We start from the raw sequence: 16056 nt of genomic DNA, 5'->3' as shown, positions 1-16056 counted from the left end.
TGCCGGCGGCGGACGAGTTGCCGGAAGCAAAATTCATAATTTCACATAACTGAGTCTGGCATTTTTAAATCGATTAGATTATTGATGCCCCAACCTTTGAAGATCGAGAGAATCGATATGAGCAGTCAGATCATTCCTGTTGAACCTTTTGATTGTGTCGTTTTCGGCGGCACGGGCGATCTTGCCGAGCGCAAGCTTCTGCCGGCCCTTTATCACCGGCAGGTCGAAGGCCAGTTCACGGAGCCGACCCGCATCATCGGCGCGTCGCGCTCGGTCATGACCCATGAGGAATATCGCAAATTCGCGCAGGACGCGCTGAAGGAGCACCTGAAGGCCGGCGAATATGACGATGCGCAGGTCGCCATCTTCCTGAACAGGCTTTTCTACGTGCCAGTCGATGCCAAGGGCAATAATGGCTGGGACGTGCTGAAGAAGCTGCTGGACGAAGGCAAGGAGCGCGTGCGCGCCTTCTATCTGGCTGTTGCGCCCGGCATTTTCGGCGATATTGCCGACAAGATCCGCGAGCACAAGCTCATCACCCGCTCGACCCGTATCGTCGTTGAAAAGCCGATTGGCCGCGATCTGGCTTCCGCGCAGGAACTGAACGACACCATCGGCCACGTCTTCAAGGAAGAGCAGATCTTCCGTATCGACCACTATCTCGGCAAGGAGACGGTGCAGAACCTGATGGCGCTGCGTTTCGCCAATGCGCTTTATGAGCCGCTGTGGAATTCCGCCCATATCGACCATGTGCAGATCACCGTTGCCGAAGCGGTCGGCCTTGAAGGCCGCGCCGGTTATTACGACAAGGCCGGCGCGCTGCGCGACATGGTGCAGAACCATATCCTGCAGCTGCTTTGCCTTGTCGCCATGGAGCCGCCCGCATCCATGAATGCGGAAGCCGTGCGTGATGAAAAGCTCAAGGTTCTGCGCTCGCTGAAGCCGATCGACACCAGCAATGTCGAAAAGCAGACGGTTCGCGGCCAGTATCGCGCCGGCGCTTCCGCAGGCGGCCCGGTCAAGGGCTATCTGGAAGAGCTGGAAGGCGGCGTTTCCAACACCGAAACCTTCGTCGCCATCAAGGCTGAAATCGCCAACTGGCGCTGGGCCGGCGTTCCTTTCTACATCCGCACAGGAAAACGCCTCGCGACCCGCGTTTCGGAAATCGTCGTCACCTTCAAGCAGATCCCGCATTCGATCTTCGACGATGCAGCCGGCAAGATCGAAGCCAACAAGCTGGTCATTCGCCTGCAGCCGGATGAAGGCGTCAAGCAGTCCCTGCTTATCAAGGACCCCGGCCCGGGCGGTATGCGCCTGCGTCAGGTCTCGCTGGACATGAGCTTTGCCGAAGCCTTCAACGTGCGCAGCCCCGATGCCTATGAGCGGCTGTTGATGGACACCATTCGCTCCAACCAGACGCTGTTCATGCGCCGCGACGAGGTCGAGGCCGCGTGGGACTGGATCGACCCCATTCTCAAGAGTTGGGAAGATCTGGGACAGGGCGTGCAGGGTTATACCGCCGGCACCTGGGGTCCGAGCGGCTCGATCGCACTGATCGAGCGCGACGGCCGCACCTGGCACGATGCCGATTGAGGGCCTGGCGATGAGCGAAACGATCCACGTCTTCGACACCGCCGCCGAACTGGCAACCGCTCTTTCGGCGGAGGTTGCCAAGCGCCTCGATGCAGCAACGAAGGATCGCGGTGCGGCAAGCATTGCCGTCTCCGGCGGTTCGACGCCCAAGCTGTTCTTTCAGGCGCTTTCCAAACACGATCTGGATTGGCCCAATATCAGCGTGACGCTGGTGGACGAACGTTTCGTGCCGCCGGAAAGCGACCGTTCGAACCACCGCCTCGTCGCCGAGAACCTTTTGCAGGACAAGGCGAAGTCGGCCTATTTCGTGCCGCTGTTCCAGCCGGCGGCCTCACCGGAAGATGCCGCGACGCTTGCGACCGTCAAGACCGAGGCGATCTGCGACCCGTTCGATGTCGTCATTCTCGGCATGGGAACGGATGGCCACACGGCATCGTTCTTCCCCGGTGGAGACAATCTCTACGAAGCGCTGGACCTCGATGAACCGCGCGGCGTTTTGACCATGGCGGCGGAGAATGCGGGAGAGGAGCGGTTAACCTTCAACTTCTCCAGCCTGCACGATGCCGAGTTTCTGGTGCTGCATATCGAAGGTGCTGCCAAGAAGGCGACGCTGGAAAAAGCACAGTCGGGCGAGGATGAGGATGAAATGCCGATCCGCGCCGTGCTGAACCGCGCTGAAACGCCCGTGGATATATACTGGGCGCCATAAGCCAACGCGGTTGCCGCCTCTGCGGCCCGCGAAAAGCGCCCCGAAGACATGAAGACTGAAACACGACAACCGGCCGTTCACCTCCCGGAACGCCGGTTGCCGACCAACGAACAGGATGAACGCCCATGTCCGCCGATTCCCGCATTCAGGCCATCACCGCCCGCATCGTCGAACGTTCCAAGCCCTACCGCGAGACCTATCTCGAGCGGCTGCGGCTGCAGGTCTCAAAAGGCGTTCACCGTTCCGTACTTTCCTGTGGCAATCTCGCGCATGGATTTGCGGTCTGTTCCCCCGCCGACAAGGACATCCTTGCCGGCGACCGGGTTCCCAATCTCGGCATCATCACCGCCTATAACGACATGCTCTCGGCGCACCAGCCCTATGAGACCTTCCCGGCGATCATCCGCGATGCGGCCAAAGAAGCGGGCGGTATAGCCCAGGTGGCAGGCGCGGTTCCCGCCATGTGCGACGGCGTGACCCAGGGCCAGCCCGGCATGGAACTTTCGCTGTTTTCCCGCGACGCCATCGCCATGGCGGCTGGCATCGGCCTCTCCCACAACATGTTCGACGCCGCCGTCTATCTCGGTGTCTGCGACAAGATCGTGCCCGGCCTCGTCATCGCAGCCCTCGCCTTCGGCCATCTGCCCGCCGTCTTCGTTCCCGCCGGCCCGATGACATCCGGCCTGCCGAATGACGAGAAATCCCGCATCCGCCAGCTTTATGCCGAAGGCAAGGTCGGCCGCGCCGAGCTTCTGGAAGCGGAATCGAAATCCTATCACGGCCCCGGCACCTGCACCTTCTACGGCACCGCCAATTCCAACCAGATGCTTATGGAAATCATGGGCTTCCATATGCCCGGTTCCTCCTTCATCAATCCCGGCACGCCGCTGCGCGATGCGCTGACGCGCGAGGCAACGAAGCGGGCGTTGGCGATTACCGCGCAGGGCAACGAATTCACGCCGGCAGGCGAGATGATCGACGAAAGATCCGTCGTCAACGGCGTCGTCGGCCTGCATGCGACGGGCGGCTCCACCAACCACACCATGCATCTGATCGCCATGGCGCGCGCCGCCGGCATCATCCTCACCTGGCAGGATATTTCCGATCTTTCCGACATCGTGCCGCTGCTCGCCCGCGTTTACCCCAACGGTCTTGCCGATGTGAACCACTTCCACGCCGCCGGTGGCATGGGCTTCCTCATCAAGCAGCTTTTGAAACAGGGCTTCGTGCATGACGATGTGCGCACCGTCTTCGGACAGGGGCTCTCAGCTTATACCGTGGATGCGAAGCTCGATGAAAAGGGCGCCGTCACCCGCCAGCCCTCGCCCGAGCAAAGCCACGACCCGAAGGTGCTTTCCAGCATCGAGACCCCGTTCCAGCCGACCGGCGGTCTGAAGATGCTGACCGGCAATCTCGGCAAATCGGTCATCAAGATTTCCGCCGTCAAGCCGGAACGCCACATCATCGAAGCGCCGGCAATCGTGTTCCACGATCAGCAGGAGCTTCAGGACGCGTTCAAGGACGGCAAGCTCAACCGCGACTTCATCGCTGTCGTCCGCTTCCAGGGACCGAAGGCCAATGGCATGCCCGAGCTGCACCGTCTGACACCGCCGCTCGGCGTGCTGCAGGATCGCGGTTTCAAGGTGGCGCTGGTGACCGACGGGCGCATGTCCGGCGCTTCCGGCAAGGTGCCGGCCGCCATCCATGTCACGCCGGAAGCTTCCGATTGCGGCCCGATCTCGCTTATCCGCGATGGCGACATCATCCGTCTCGACGCCATTTCAGGAACGCTGGAAGTGCTCGTTTCGGCCGCTGAACTCGCGAAACGCGAACCGGCGCGCGCCGATCTTTCCGGCAATGAATGGGGCATGGGCCGCGAGCTTTTCGCCCCCTTCCGCCGCAATGCCGGTCCGGCCGATCAGGGCGCCAGCGTTCTGTTCCATTGATTTTTGATGGGCGAAGGCCGGATGCGGCTTTCGCCTTTCAACCCCACTTTGCGGCATCGCCTGAATGCACGCCTCATCGCGGAGAGCTGACGCAGAAACCGCTTTATTTCCCACGTCTTAAACGTCAGACTTGTCATGCGGCTGTGATGATCGCCCTTTAGGGCCTTCTCAGCCGGCCGCGGGACGGCGGTGCAGTTTCGGATGATGGGACCTGATATGACGATTTTCTCGAGCAAACGCCGCGATGTGCTGAAGCTTATGGCGGGCACCGCCCTGCTGCCGCTGATGGTGGCGGCAAAGCCGGCTATGGCGCAGGACGTGGCGCTGCGTGCAATCGTCATCTCCGACCTGCATTCGGCCTATGAGCGTATCGGCCAGCTTCTCGCGGCCATCGAAACGCGCATCGCCGCCGACAAGGCGCCTCATATCATCTTGCTGAACGGCGATCTTTTCGAGATCGGCAATGCGGTGGCCGCCCGTTCGGCCGGCGAAATCGAATGGACCTTCCTGGCGGCGCTCGCAAAGCTCGCCCCCACCGTCATCAATATCGGCAATCATGAGTCCGATATCGACAACGACCTTTCCAATTTCGTCACCCGCGCGCAGGCCCTCGGCATCACCGTGCTTTCCAACATCATCGACAAGCGCAGCGGAAAACCCTATGCGGCGGCCAGCGCCGAAGTAAGCGTCGGCGGACGGAAGATCGTTGTGGCGGGTCTCGCCACCAATGCGATCAACACCTATCCGAAGGCCACGCGCGAGATGCTCGATATTCCGCAGCCGGTCGAATGGGCGAAGGCCAATTTGCCGGGGATCGTCAAAGCGGATGCGATCAACATCGTTCTCAGCCATGCCGGCGTCGTCGCCGACCGCGATATACTGCCGCTGCTGCCGGATGGCACCCTCTTGGTCGGCGGTCATGACCATCTGAACTTCGTACACGAACAGGGCGCCACCCGTTATGTCCATACCGGCTCATGGTGCACCTCCATGACGGTGGCGACGATTGCGGCTCCCGGCAAGGCTTCGGCCATCGAGACCGTTACGATCGATCGCAGCGCTCCCAGCTCATCGGCTCTCAAGACCCTGATCGAACAGACACTCGAAAAGCACCTGACCGCAGAAGAACGGGCAATCGTCGGCAAATCCGCGAAGGCAATGACCGTCGATGAGGCGGGCCGCCGTGTGGCGCAACTCATCGCCGCAAAAACCGGTGCGGACGTCGGCTTCATCGGCCACACCTCCTTCGGCGCGGGCCTGCCCGAGGGCGATATTCGCCGCTACGATTTCAACGCCTCGGTGCGTTTCGACGGCAAGCTGATGGTGGCGGAAGTCGATGGCGAGGCTCTCGCCCAAATCCTCAAGCGCTGCAATCAGGATGGCGACATTCCGCTCGCCGCACGCACCGGCGACTATCTCTACGCCATGCCGGAAAAGCCGGAAAACAAAGAGCGCTACAAGCTGGTCTGCAACGACTGGTCCGCCACCAACCAGAAATCCTATTTCGGCCGCAGCGATCTCACCTTTACCGAAGTGCCGGATGTGAAGCTGAAGCAGACGGTTCTGGGCGGGCTTTCTTAAGGTCGCATATGCCGCAGGTGGTGACAGTCCTCCTCACTGTTCCACAGACGACTGATTCATTGCCGCGCGGTTGTGCCACGATTTGAGTGGTACGGCACGAATTAGGACTGTGGGAAGAGAATGGATTCGTAATCCTGGGCACCATTCAGAATGTGCAAAATCTCCACACGCGTTTGGGTGACGCGATAGAAAACAAGATAGTTTTCATAGGGACGACGGCGAATGCCGCTTTGCTCATAACGGGGTATCAGAGGATAGGCTTGCGGCATTTCCGCCAGTCTCAGACAGCGGTCCAGCAGTTCGGCGATGAATGTTTCCGCCCGTCGCGGATTATCGGCCGCGATAAAATCGCCGATACGCTCCAGGTCTGCCTTGGCTTCGTTGGTGAGAACAACGATCACAGTCCGCGTTCTTCCGCCATCTTCCGGTATTTGGCGCTGAGTTGAGAGGCAACATCGTCTACTGGTGTAGTCCGTCCGGCATCTGCATCGGCGATACCGCGCGCAATCGCCAAATCGAGAGCCGCCAGCCTTTTTTCACGCTCTTCAACCAGCCGAACGCCCTCCCGCAGTACTTCACTGCGCGAGTTGTAGCGTCCCGACTTCACAAGATCGGAAACATAGCCTTCAAGGTGACGGCCGAGATTTGCACTGCTTGCCATGCCGATATCCTCTCTGCCTTCACCTATACCATCCGATGATAATAGTTAGCAACGACAGGAGACGGCCACAACAACGCAAACCGTTAAAACAACCGGCCAGACCATTTTTGCCAATGGTCGAGAGGACTTCAGAACGACCGGATATCGAGCTTCCGGTCTCTATGCGCCGGATGCGTGCTGAACACAAAAATGCGGTCCAGTTCCTTCTGCGTCAGCATGCGCAGGAAACGGACGTGGATGGTGTTGTTGGCGTTGACGCGCAACATCACGCAGCCGATCTTGGTGATGCGGGCGTCGGGAATATCGAGATAGAACTGGTTCGGCAGGTTATATTTCGTCAGCAGCGCCAGCACCGCTTCGGTCTGGGAGATGCGGATGACATCGCAGCGGCGCGCCGCCATGTGCATCACGGCCTTTTCGGTATATTCGATGCGCGCGGCGTTCATGGTATCTTCCATGCGAAACCGGCTTTCGCGGTCATACATGAAGGATTCTTCCTTGCTCAGGTAATGGTTCCTGATGACACCCGTACCGCTCTGCACGCCCAGACTCCCATGCTCGATCAATGGATTGAGACTAGGTCATAGTCTTTAACAATTCATATCAGCGCAGGCTTAAACAGACCGGAAGCGGGACATTTCCGACATTTTTCCACAGCGGCAAACGATCAGGAAAAAACCCCGGAACGAGGAGGTTCCGGGGCACGGTTTCGGTATCGACGGCAATTAGTTGCGATAGGTCTTGCCCTCGGCGTCGAAGAGGTGGAGCTTTTCCTGCGGTGCGGCAAAACGCAGGGTTTCGCCCTTGCCGACGGAAACGATGCCCGGCACCTTGACGATGATCGGCTCCTGCCCCTTGGGCGCTTCGAGATAAAGCAGCGTCACTTCACCGAGCGCCTCGACGATCGCGACTTTTCCCTCGAAAAGATAATCGTCCCCGGTGACGATGCTCAAATCTTCCGGCCGCACACCGAAGCTCGCCGCCTTGCCCTTTTCGGTTGCGGGCGTGGGAACATAAACGGCGAGCGTCTTGCCGCCCGCAAGTTCGATGGAGGTCTTTTCGCCGGTTCCGGTGATCTTTGCAGCAATGATGTTCATGGCCGGCGAGCCGATGAAGCGCGCCACGAAGAGATTGGCCGGCCTTTCGTAAAGTTCGAGCGGCGCACCCACCTGTTCCACACGACCGGCATTCAGAACGACGATACGGTCCGCCAGCGTCATCGCCTCCACCTGGTCGTGGGTGACGTAGATCATCGTGGTATCGGCCATCTGCTCGTTGAGCTTGGCGATCTCGATGCGGGTGGCGACACGCAGCGCCGCATCGAGGTTCGACAAGGGCTCATCGAACAGGAAGACTTTCGGGTTGCGGCATATGGCGCGGCCGATGGCGACACGCTGGCGCTGGCCGCCGGAGAGCGCCTTGGGCAGACGCTCCAGATATTGCGTCAGTTGCAGGATTTCGGCGGCGGCGCGAACGCGGCGGTCGATCTCCTGTTTGTTCTCTTTCGCGATCTTCATGCCGAAGGCCATGTTGTCGTAAACCGTCATATGCGGATAAAGCGCATAGGACTGGAACACCATGGCAATACCCCGCCGCGAGGGCGGGATTTCATTGACGAGCTGGCCGTCAATATACATCTCGCCACCGGTGATTTCCTCCAGACCGGCGATCATGCGCAGCAGCGTCGATTTTCCGCAGCCCGAGGGACCGACGAAAACGATGAATTCGCCCTGTTCGATCTGAAGATCGATGCCGTGCAGGACCTTCACCTGCCCGTATGATTTGCGGATATCCTTGAGAACGAGACTTGTCATGGGTGTTCCTCCCTATTCTGTCAGGCGTAACGGGCGAAGAATGCGCCCCATGCCGGAAGTTCTAAGCTTCTGCCTTCAAGACCGCCTGCAAAGCCGTGGCCTTCGAGAACCTCCCAGTTCCCTTCCGGCAGCGTGGCCTTTGCCGGCGTTGCGGACAGATTGAAGAGGCAAAGCACGGTTTCGTTGCCGAGTGTGCGGGTGTAGCTCAGCACTTCACCCTCAACTGGCTGGAATTCGATGCCGCCCTTTGCAAAAGCGGGGTGCTTTTTGCGGAAGGTCAGGAAACGGCGGTAGTGTTCCAGCACCGAAGCCTCGTTGCCCTGCTGGGCGCTGACGGCGCGCTGCTTGTGCTCGGCCGGAATGGGCAGCCACGTCTTTTCCGACGTCGAGAAGCCCGCCTGGGCATGACCGGCATCCCACACCATTGGCGTGCGGCAACCGTCGCGGCCCTTGAATTCCGGCCAGAACTGGATGCCGTAGGGATCCTGCAAATCTTCGAAAGCAATGTCCGCTTCGGTGAGGCCGAGTTCTTCGCCCTCATAGATGCAGACGGAACCGCGCTGTGTCATCAGCAGTGCCGAGAGCACCTTGGCAAAGGCGTCCTTGTCCTCGACATGCTCACCCCAGCGGCTGACATGGCGCACGACATCGTGGTTGGAGAAGGCCCAGCAGGCCCAGCCTTCCGGTGCGGCTCTCGCAAAATCCGCCTGCACATCGGCGACGCGCTGCGGGGTGAGCGCGTCGGGCGCCAGGAATTCGAAGGCGTAGCACATCTGCATCTTGTCATCGCCGGATGTATATTCGCCGACGATTTCGAGGCCGCGCTGGCTGTCACCCACTTCGCCGACGGCGGCGATATCAGGAAACTCGTCCAGCACCGCGCGGAAGCGCTTCAGGAAGGCGATATTTTCCGGGCGGTTCTTGTCGTAGAGATGTTCCTGGAAGTTATAGGGATTGACCGCCGGGGCGGTGGAGGCATTGCGGCGCTCCGGCGCCAGCGCCGGGTTGTCGCGCAGCTCAAGGTCATGGAAATAGAAATTGATGGTGTCGAGGCGGAAACCATCGACGCCGCGCTTCAGCCAGAAGCGGGTGATGTTCAACAGTTCTTCCTGCACTTCCGGATTATGCAGGTTGAGGTCCGGCTGCGAGGTCAGGAAGTTATGCATGTAATATTGCATGCGGGTCGGATCCCACTGCCAGGCGGAACCGCCGAAGATCGACAGCCAGTTATTGGGCGGTGTTCCGTCCGGCTTGCTGTCCGACCAGACATACCAGTTCGATTTCGAATTGCTGCGGCTGGCGCGGCTTTCCACGAACCACGGGTGCTGGTCCGAGGTGTGCGACATCACAAGGTCGATCATGACGCGGATGCCGAGGCGATGGGCCTCGGCGATCAGGCCGTCGAAATCGGCAAGCGTGCCGAACATCGGATCGACATCGACATAGTTCGAGACGTCGTAACCGAAATCCTTCATCGGCGAGGTGAAGAAGGGCGAGATCCAGATCGCGTCGGCACCCAGATTGGCGATATGCGCCAGACGGTCGGTGATGCCCTTGAGGTCGCCAATGCCGTCGCCATTGGAGTCCTGATAGGAGCGCGGATAGATCTGATAGATAACAGCGCCGCGCCACCAGTCCTTGTTGGGCGTCAAAGCGGAAGTCACCGAAGCGGTCATGGAAGTGTCCTGTCTGGTATGGGCGTTCATGGAATAATCAGCCTCCCTTGACGGAGCCTGCGAGCAGGCCACGCACGAGATAACGTTGAAGGGCGAAGAAAACGCAGAGCGGCACAACGATGGTGACGAAGGCCGAGGCGGTGAGGATTTCCCAATTTCCGCCGCGCGAACCGAGCAGCGCGTTCAAGGCGCCGGTCAGCACCAGCTCGTCCTTCTGCGTGCCGAGGAAGACCATGGCGACGAGCAGGTCGTTCCAGGTCCACAGGAACTGGAAGATGGCGAAGGAGGCGAGCGCCGGGAAGGAGAGCGGCAGGATGATCTTGACGAAGATTTCAAAATCGCTCGCACCATCCACACGGGCGCTTTCGATAATCTCCTTCGGCAGGCCGGAAATATAGTTGCGCAGCAGATAGATAGCGAGCGGCAGGCCGAAGGCGGTATGCGCCAGCCAGATGCCGGCATAGGTCTTGGACGGCACGCCGAAGATGGTGCCGATTTCATTATAGAGCCTGAGAAGCGGGATCAGCGACATTTGCAGCGGCACGACGATGAGGCCCACCACCATGGCAATCAGCAGATTGCGGCCGGAGAAGCTCATCCATGACAGCGCATAGGCGGCGAAGGCGGCAATGAGGATCGGGATGACGGTTGCCGGCACGGCTACGGTCAGAGAGTTGACGAAGGACTGGCCGATGCCTTCCGAGGTCAGGACCGTCCGGTAATTGTCGAGCGTGAAGACGGGCGGCGTCGCGACGGAGATATAGACGCGCTTGCCGCGAGAGCCTTCAAAGCTCGAGGCCTTGCTATATTCGTAGCTGCCGTCCGTATTAACGAGCAGTGTTTCGCCGTCACCGATATCGGCCGCCTCGCCGGCTTTGAACGCCGTGGGTTCCTGTACGCGAACGCCGAAGGCTGCAACCTTGCCGCCCTGTCCGCTTTCGAAAACATTGCCCGATATCACGTAGCGGTTGCCGTCCTGCTTCTGCACCGAAGCATCGGCGAGGCGCACTGCCGAGGTCTGTTCGGAGCTGGAGAAGGCCGTCCACCAGCCGGAGACCGTGATCTGGTCCTTGTCGCGCAGCGAGCTGACGAGAATGCCGAGCGTTGGCAGGAGCCAGAGCAGCACGACGACCAGAACGCTGGCATGGACGATGAGGCGCGGCAGGCCGACGCGGCGAAGGCGTTTGAAAATATTCATCTCAGCGGCCCTCCATCTCGCGGTTCGCCTGGCGGATGTTCCAGACCATGATCGGGGTGACGGCCGCCATGATGATGAGCGCGATGACCGCACTTCGGCCGCTGTCGCCGCCGCCGCGGAACATCCAGTCGAACATGAGATTGGCGAGAACCATGGTGTTCCATTGGCCGTTGGTCATGGTCAGCACGATATCGAAGACCTTGAGCACGAGAATGGTGATCGTCGTCCAGACGACGGCGATGGTGCCCCAGATCTGCGGAACCATGATCTTCCAGAAGATCTGCCAGCCATTGGCCCCGTCGATGACGGCCGCCTCGATGGTTTCTTCCGGGATGCCGCGCAGCGCTGCCGACAGGATGACCATGGCAAAACCGGTCTGGATCCAGATGAGGATGATCATCAGGAAGAAATTGTTCCAGAAGGGCATGGAAATCCAGACTTCGGGATTGCCGCCGAAAAACTCGACGATGGCGTTCAAGAGGCCGATCTGCACCTGACCTTCGGCGCGGTATTCATAGATGAATTTCCAGATGACGGAGGCGCCGACGAAGGAGATCGCCATCGGCATGAAGACAATGGATTTGGCGATGTTGCCCCACCAGATGCGATCGGTCATGACGGCGATGACGAGACCGAAGAAGGTGCAGGCGGCCGGCACGACGGCCAGCCAGAGAATATTGTTGAAGATCGACTGGCGGAAACCGGCATCGAAAAACGCCCAGCGATAATTGGCGAGACCGACGAATTCGCTACCGGTCCGGTCATAGAAAGACAGGATCAGCGTGGCGATGACGGGGTAGACCAGATAGACCAGCAGGAGGATCAAAGCCGGGCCGATGAACAGCCAGGGCCGGACCGCCGCGCGGCGATTGAGGTTGCGGGATGCCTGCAGCACGTCTCCCGAGCGGACCGGAAAGATCGCCTGAAGCACCTTGTCGGATAGCCAGTAATAGGCAGCGCAGGCAAAGACCCCCGCCACCATCACGCCGATGGCCGAAACGAGTTGTTGAGCCATGTTCCCTCCCTTGATCCTCTCCGCGCCGCGCTGATTTATGTAGTCGTCGGGGCAGCGCCGTTGGTAAGGGCCCGGCAGCAAACCGCCGGGCCTGATCCGATATCTTTACTTCAGGCCGTCCCAAGCCTTCTGGATATCGCTCGCGACCTGATCGGCGGACTTGCCGCCGACGAAATCGATCATGCCGGTCCAGAATGCGCCGGCGCCGATCTTGCCGGGCATGAGGTCGGAACCGTCGAAACCGAAGCTTGTCGCGGTCGTCAGGATTTCGCCCTGTCGCTTCATCTGCTCATTGGCATAGGCATCGACATTCACACCCTTATAGGGTGTCAGGAAGCTGGACTGAGCCATCCAGACTTCATGGGCGATCGGCGTTTGCAGGAATTCGACAAAAGCCTTGGCAGCCGGCGCTTCCTTGGTGATGGTGACCAGCGTGCCAGCGCCGAGAACCGGCTTGCCGAGGTCAGGCTTGGACGCGTAAGTCGGCATGTAGAAGAAATCCGCATCCGTTCCCACTTTGGTGCCTTCCGGGAAGAAGGACGGAATGAACGACGCCTGATGGTGCAGGTAGCACTTCGGCGGAATGTCGAAGAGGCCCTTGGGGCTGTCGCGGAAGTCGGTGGAGGCCACGGCCGCGACGCCGCCGCTCACATATTTTTCGTTCTTGGCGAATTTCCCGAATTCGTTGATCGCCTCGACCACGGCCGGATCGGTGAATTTGACCTCGTTGGTCGTCCATTTCTGGTAGACGTCGAGCGGCTGCGTGCGCAGCATCAGGTCTTCCACCCAGTCCGTTGCCGGCCAGCCGGTGGCGCCGCCGGAGCCGAGGCCGATGCACCAGGGGGTGCCGCCATCGGCAACGATCTGGTCCGTCAGCTTGAACAGGTCTTCCATGCTCTCGGGCACCTTGTAGCCCGCTTCTTCGAAGTTCTCAGGCACGTACCAGACGAGAGATTTCACATCCGCCTTGAAGGGGAAGGCGAAATAGGCCTTGTTGCCGTCCTTGCCCTTGTAGCTGCCGAGATCGACCCAGGACTGGCCGGCGCCGTAGTTTTCCTTGACCCAGTCGGCGGTCTTGTCGCCGAGCGGCACGAGGAAGCCCTTGGCGGCCAGATCGGCCAGAAGGCCGGGCTGCGGCAGAATGGCGATATTGGGCGGCGAACCCGCCTGCGTATCGATGACGATCTGCTGCTCGTAATTTTCCGACGAGGAATAACGGACATTCACGCCGGTCGCATCGGCGAAATAGGCGAGCACCGACTGGAACAGGGCCTCGTCTTCACCGCGCCAGGGGCCGAAAATCGTCAGCGTCTGGCCTTTCAGATCGGCATGGGCCGCCTTGAAGTCCTCGTAGCTTTTCCAGTTGAACTTGGCGTCGCCGCCGGGTGCAAACTTCAGGTCGGCGGCAAAGGCCGCACCGGACAGCAAAGCCATGACGGCAGCCGTCGCCAAAAGAGTCTTCTGCATGTGATTTACCTCCCATCACATAAAAGGCTCAAAGCGTCCTCTCCAATCAAAGCGCTTTGGCTGCCTATTCATCTCATTGTCATCAAGACGGAGTCAAGAGGCTCTTTCTGCGGAAACGTTGCAGTGCCTTATGAATAATCATATTTAATTCGGAAGGCGGCTATCCTTTTCGATTGAGAAATACGGTGGAGGCTGGTAAAAATCTAAAGCGCTTTGGGAATTGAGGAGAGGCTTTGCCGTATTCTCGGGCGCGCGCATGGAGGAAATGAGAGACATGAACCTGAAACAGTTGTCGCAACTGCTGGGCATTTCGCAGACGACCATCAGCAGGGCGCTCAACGGCTATCCCGAGGTCAGCGCCGAAACGCGCCGCCGCGTCATGGAGGCTGCCGAAAAGACGGGATACCGCCCGAATGCGGCAGCGCAACGGCTGGCGACGGGCAAGGTCGGCTCCATCGGGCTTGTCATGCCGATTGGCGAGCATCACCGTTCCGACGTGCATTTCGGCGAATTCCTGAGCGGTCTCGGTGAGGAAGCATCGCGCAGCGGCTTTCATCTCGTGATCATGCCAACGGAGCCTGAAAAGGAACGCGAAGCCCTGCGGGGGCTCGCCGCAAGCGGCAGCGTCGATGGCATCTATCTCGCCTATATGAAGAAGAACGACCCGCGCATCGCCATGATGCAATCGCTCTCCCTGCCCTTCCTCGTGCATGGCCGCTCTGTCGGCGTGGAGGAGGATTATCCCTATCTCGACGTGGACAACGAGGGCGCCTTCCGCGATGCGACCCAGCTTCTCCTCCAGCTTGGCCACACGCGGATCGGACTTCTGAACGGTCCGGAGGGTTATGATTTCACCTATCGGCGCTGTCTCGGGGTGGAAAAGGCGCTTTCGGCAAATGGCCTGACATTGCATGCGAACAACAAGCGGCACAGCAGCATGACCGACGAGGAAGGTTATCTCGGCATGGAAGCGCTGCTGTCACGCCCGGAAAAACCGACCGCCATTCTCTGCGCCAGTACCGCGCTTGCGCTCGGCGCGATCCGCTCGCTCAACCAGCGCGGCCTGAAACCCGGTAAGGATATTTCGCTGATCGCCCATGACGACGTGCTGCCGCTTTTGAAGCCGGATAATTTCTCCGTGCCGCTCACCACCACCCGCTCGTCACTCCGGGCGGCGGGCGTGCGCGTGGGCCAACGCCTGATCAACCGGATCAAGCTTAACCAGACGGAACCGCATCAGGAACTCTGGAAGGCGGAACTTGTGGTGCGCGCCTCGACGGGGCCGGCTCCGAAAACTTAAAGGCTGGCCTCCATCCCCCGGCCGTCATACCGGCCTTGAGCCGGTATCCAGCCAGCCCAAGTCCTTGGGCTGAAAAGAGTCGTCTCGCCGCGCAGACGCGCGTCGGCTGGATTCCGGCTCAAGGCCGGAATGACGGAAGTGAGGGGGCAGCGCACAAAAATTCCTGTGCCGTGTAGTTCGATTGAACGCGACAGGCTTAAAACTTCGGCGCGGCCTGTCCCTGCGCGCGATGGGCGGCGATGACGGTGTTGGCCATCAGCATGGCGATCGTCATCGGGCCGACACCACCCGGAACGGGCGTAATGGCGGCGGCAACGGCGCTCGCCTCGTCATAGGCGACATCGCCGACCAGCTTCGACTTGCCTTCGCCCTTTTCCGGAGCGGGGATGCGGTTGATGCCGACATCGATGACGGTCGCGCCGGATTTCACCCAGTCGCCTTTCACCATTGCGGCGCGACCGACCGCCGCGACCAGAATATCCGCCGTCTTGCAGATACCGGCCAGATCCTTGGTGCGGGAATGCGCCATGGTCACCGTGGCATTTGCATTCAGCAGAAGCTGGCCCATCGGCTTGCCGAACAGGTTGGAGCGGCCGATGACCACGGCGTTGAGGCCGGAAAGGTCTTCGCCATGAATGCCGCGTACCAGAAGCATGGCGCCGGCAGGCGTGCAGGAGATGAGACCGGTTGCGAGATCGCCGGTCGCGAGCTTGCCGGCATTGAGTACGCTCAAGCCATCCACATCCTTTTCGGGCAGGATCGACTGGATGATCTCATCGGAATTGAAGTGCTTCGGCAGCGGCAGCTGCACCAGAATGCCGTGAATGGAAGCGTCGGCGTTCAGTTCGCCGACCAGCTTGAGGAGTGCGGCCTGCGTGGTTTCCTCCGGCAGCGTGTGCTGGATGGAGTTGAAACCGCATTGCTTGGCCATCTTGCTCTTGGAGTTCACGTAAGCGTGGCTGGCCGGATCGTTGCCGACGATGACAACCGCGAGACCGGGCTTTACGCCCTTTTCCGCCTCAAGCGCTTCTGCCGATTTGCGGACCGCCTCCGTTACCGAAGCCGCCTTCGCCTTCCCGTCAATCACAACTGCCAT

Annotated in this window: 14 protein-coding genes; 5 read left to right on the top strand and 9 right to left on the bottom strand. The window is 60.1% G+C overall.

The features are described 5' to 3' along the window. Positions 1 to 117: 117 nt before the first annotated feature. From zwf to ACQZ60_RS02605, 4 genes are all read left to right on the top strand, one after another. Entirely contained in the window at positions 118 to 1593 is a 1476-nt protein-coding gene (gene zwf, locus ACQZ60_RS02620) for a glucose-6-phosphate dehydrogenase (RefSeq protein ID WP_035260679.1), read from the top strand. 10 nt (positions 1594 to 1603) lie between these two features. Beyond that, positions 1604 to 2302, top strand: a complete 699-nt coding sequence (gene pgl, locus ACQZ60_RS02615) for a 6-phosphogluconolactonase (protein ID WP_020812896.1) — start codon at positions 1604 to 1606, stop codon at positions 2300 to 2302. Between the two features lie 125 nt (positions 2303 to 2427). Beyond that, positions 2428 to 4248 carry a phosphogluconate dehydratase gene (gene edd / locus ACQZ60_RS02610; protein ID WP_020812897.1) on the top strand — a complete coding sequence of 607 codons (1821 nt, stop codon included), beginning with the start codon at positions 2428 to 2430 and terminating at the stop codon, positions 4246 to 4248. Positions 4249 to 4464: 216 nt separating this feature from the next. Beyond that, positions 4465 to 5829 (top strand): metallophosphoesterase, encoded by a 1365-nt coding sequence (locus ACQZ60_RS02605; RefSeq protein WP_448734695.1) that lies wholly within the window; start codon positions 4465 to 4467, stop codon positions 5827 to 5829. 101 nt (positions 5830 to 5930) lie between these two features. On the opposite strand, the gene ACQZ60_RS02600 is transcribed toward ACQZ60_RS02605, so the two are convergent. From ACQZ60_RS02600 to ACQZ60_RS02565, 8 genes are all read right to left on the bottom strand, one after another. After that, a complete protein-coding gene (locus tag ACQZ60_RS02600) occupies positions 5931 to 6230 on the bottom strand; it encodes a type II toxin-antitoxin system RelE/ParE family toxin (protein ID WP_020812899.1) in 300 nt (99 codons plus the stop codon). Further along, on the bottom strand, positions 6227 to 6490 hold the full coding sequence (locus ACQZ60_RS02595; protein ID WP_020812900.1) for a type II toxin-antitoxin system ParD family antitoxin: 264 nt from the start codon (positions 6488 to 6490) through the stop codon (positions 6227 to 6229). Before ACQZ60_RS02595 ends, ACQZ60_RS02600 begins: the two co-directional genes overlap by 4 nt. 128 nt (positions 6491 to 6618) lie before the next feature. Beyond that, positions 6619 to 6975, bottom strand: coding sequence for a hypothetical protein (locus ACQZ60_RS02590; protein ID WP_035236048.1), 357 nt, complete (start codon positions 6973 to 6975; stop codon positions 6619 to 6621). Between the two features lie 240 nt (positions 6976 to 7215). After that, positions 7216 to 8304: an ABC transporter ATP-binding protein gene (locus ACQZ60_RS02585; protein WP_020812901.1), complete on the bottom strand. Its 1089-nt coding sequence runs from the start codon at positions 8302 to 8304 to the stop codon at positions 7216 to 7218. A gap of 20 nt (positions 8305 to 8324) precedes the next feature. Beyond that, positions 8325 to 9980: a beta-galactosidase BglA gene (bglA, locus tag ACQZ60_RS02580; protein ID WP_448734694.1), complete on the bottom strand. Its 1656-nt coding sequence runs from the start codon at positions 9978 to 9980 to the stop codon at positions 8325 to 8327. Between the two features lie 37 nt (positions 9981 to 10017). Then, positions 10018 to 11178: a carbohydrate ABC transporter permease gene (locus ACQZ60_RS02575; protein ID WP_020812903.1), complete on the bottom strand. Its 1161-nt coding sequence runs from the start codon at positions 11176 to 11178 to the stop codon at positions 10018 to 10020. Position 11179: 1 nt separating this feature from the next. After that, positions 11180 to 12193 (bottom strand): carbohydrate ABC transporter permease, encoded by a 1014-nt coding sequence (locus ACQZ60_RS02570; RefSeq protein ID WP_004432574.1) that lies wholly within the window; start codon positions 12191 to 12193, stop codon positions 11180 to 11182. A gap of 105 nt (positions 12194 to 12298) precedes the next feature. Then, a complete protein-coding gene (locus tag ACQZ60_RS02565) occupies positions 12299 to 13660 on the bottom strand; it encodes an ABC transporter substrate-binding protein (RefSeq protein WP_020812904.1) in 1362 nt (453 codons plus the stop codon). A gap of 274 nt (positions 13661 to 13934) precedes the next feature. On the opposite strand from ACQZ60_RS02565, the gene ACQZ60_RS02560 reads away from it, so the two are divergent. Next, positions 13935 to 14960, top strand: a complete 1026-nt coding sequence (locus ACQZ60_RS02560; protein WP_020812905.1) for a LacI family DNA-binding transcriptional regulator — start codon at positions 13935 to 13937, stop codon at positions 14958 to 14960. Positions 14961 to 15156: 196 nt separating this feature from the next. Here ACQZ60_RS02560 and ACQZ60_RS02555 read toward each other — a convergent pair whose 3' ends face one another. After that, positions 15157 to 16056 carry a bifunctional methylenetetrahydrofolate dehydrogenase/methenyltetrahydrofolate cyclohydrolase gene (locus ACQZ60_RS02555; protein WP_020812906.1) on the bottom strand — a complete coding sequence of 300 codons (900 nt, stop codon included), beginning with the start codon at positions 16054 to 16056 and terminating at the stop codon, positions 15157 to 15159.

It is taken from the genome of Agrobacterium sp. 22-223-1 (assembly GCF_053522385.1).
This window is presented reverse-complemented; position numbering and strand designations above follow the sequence as displayed.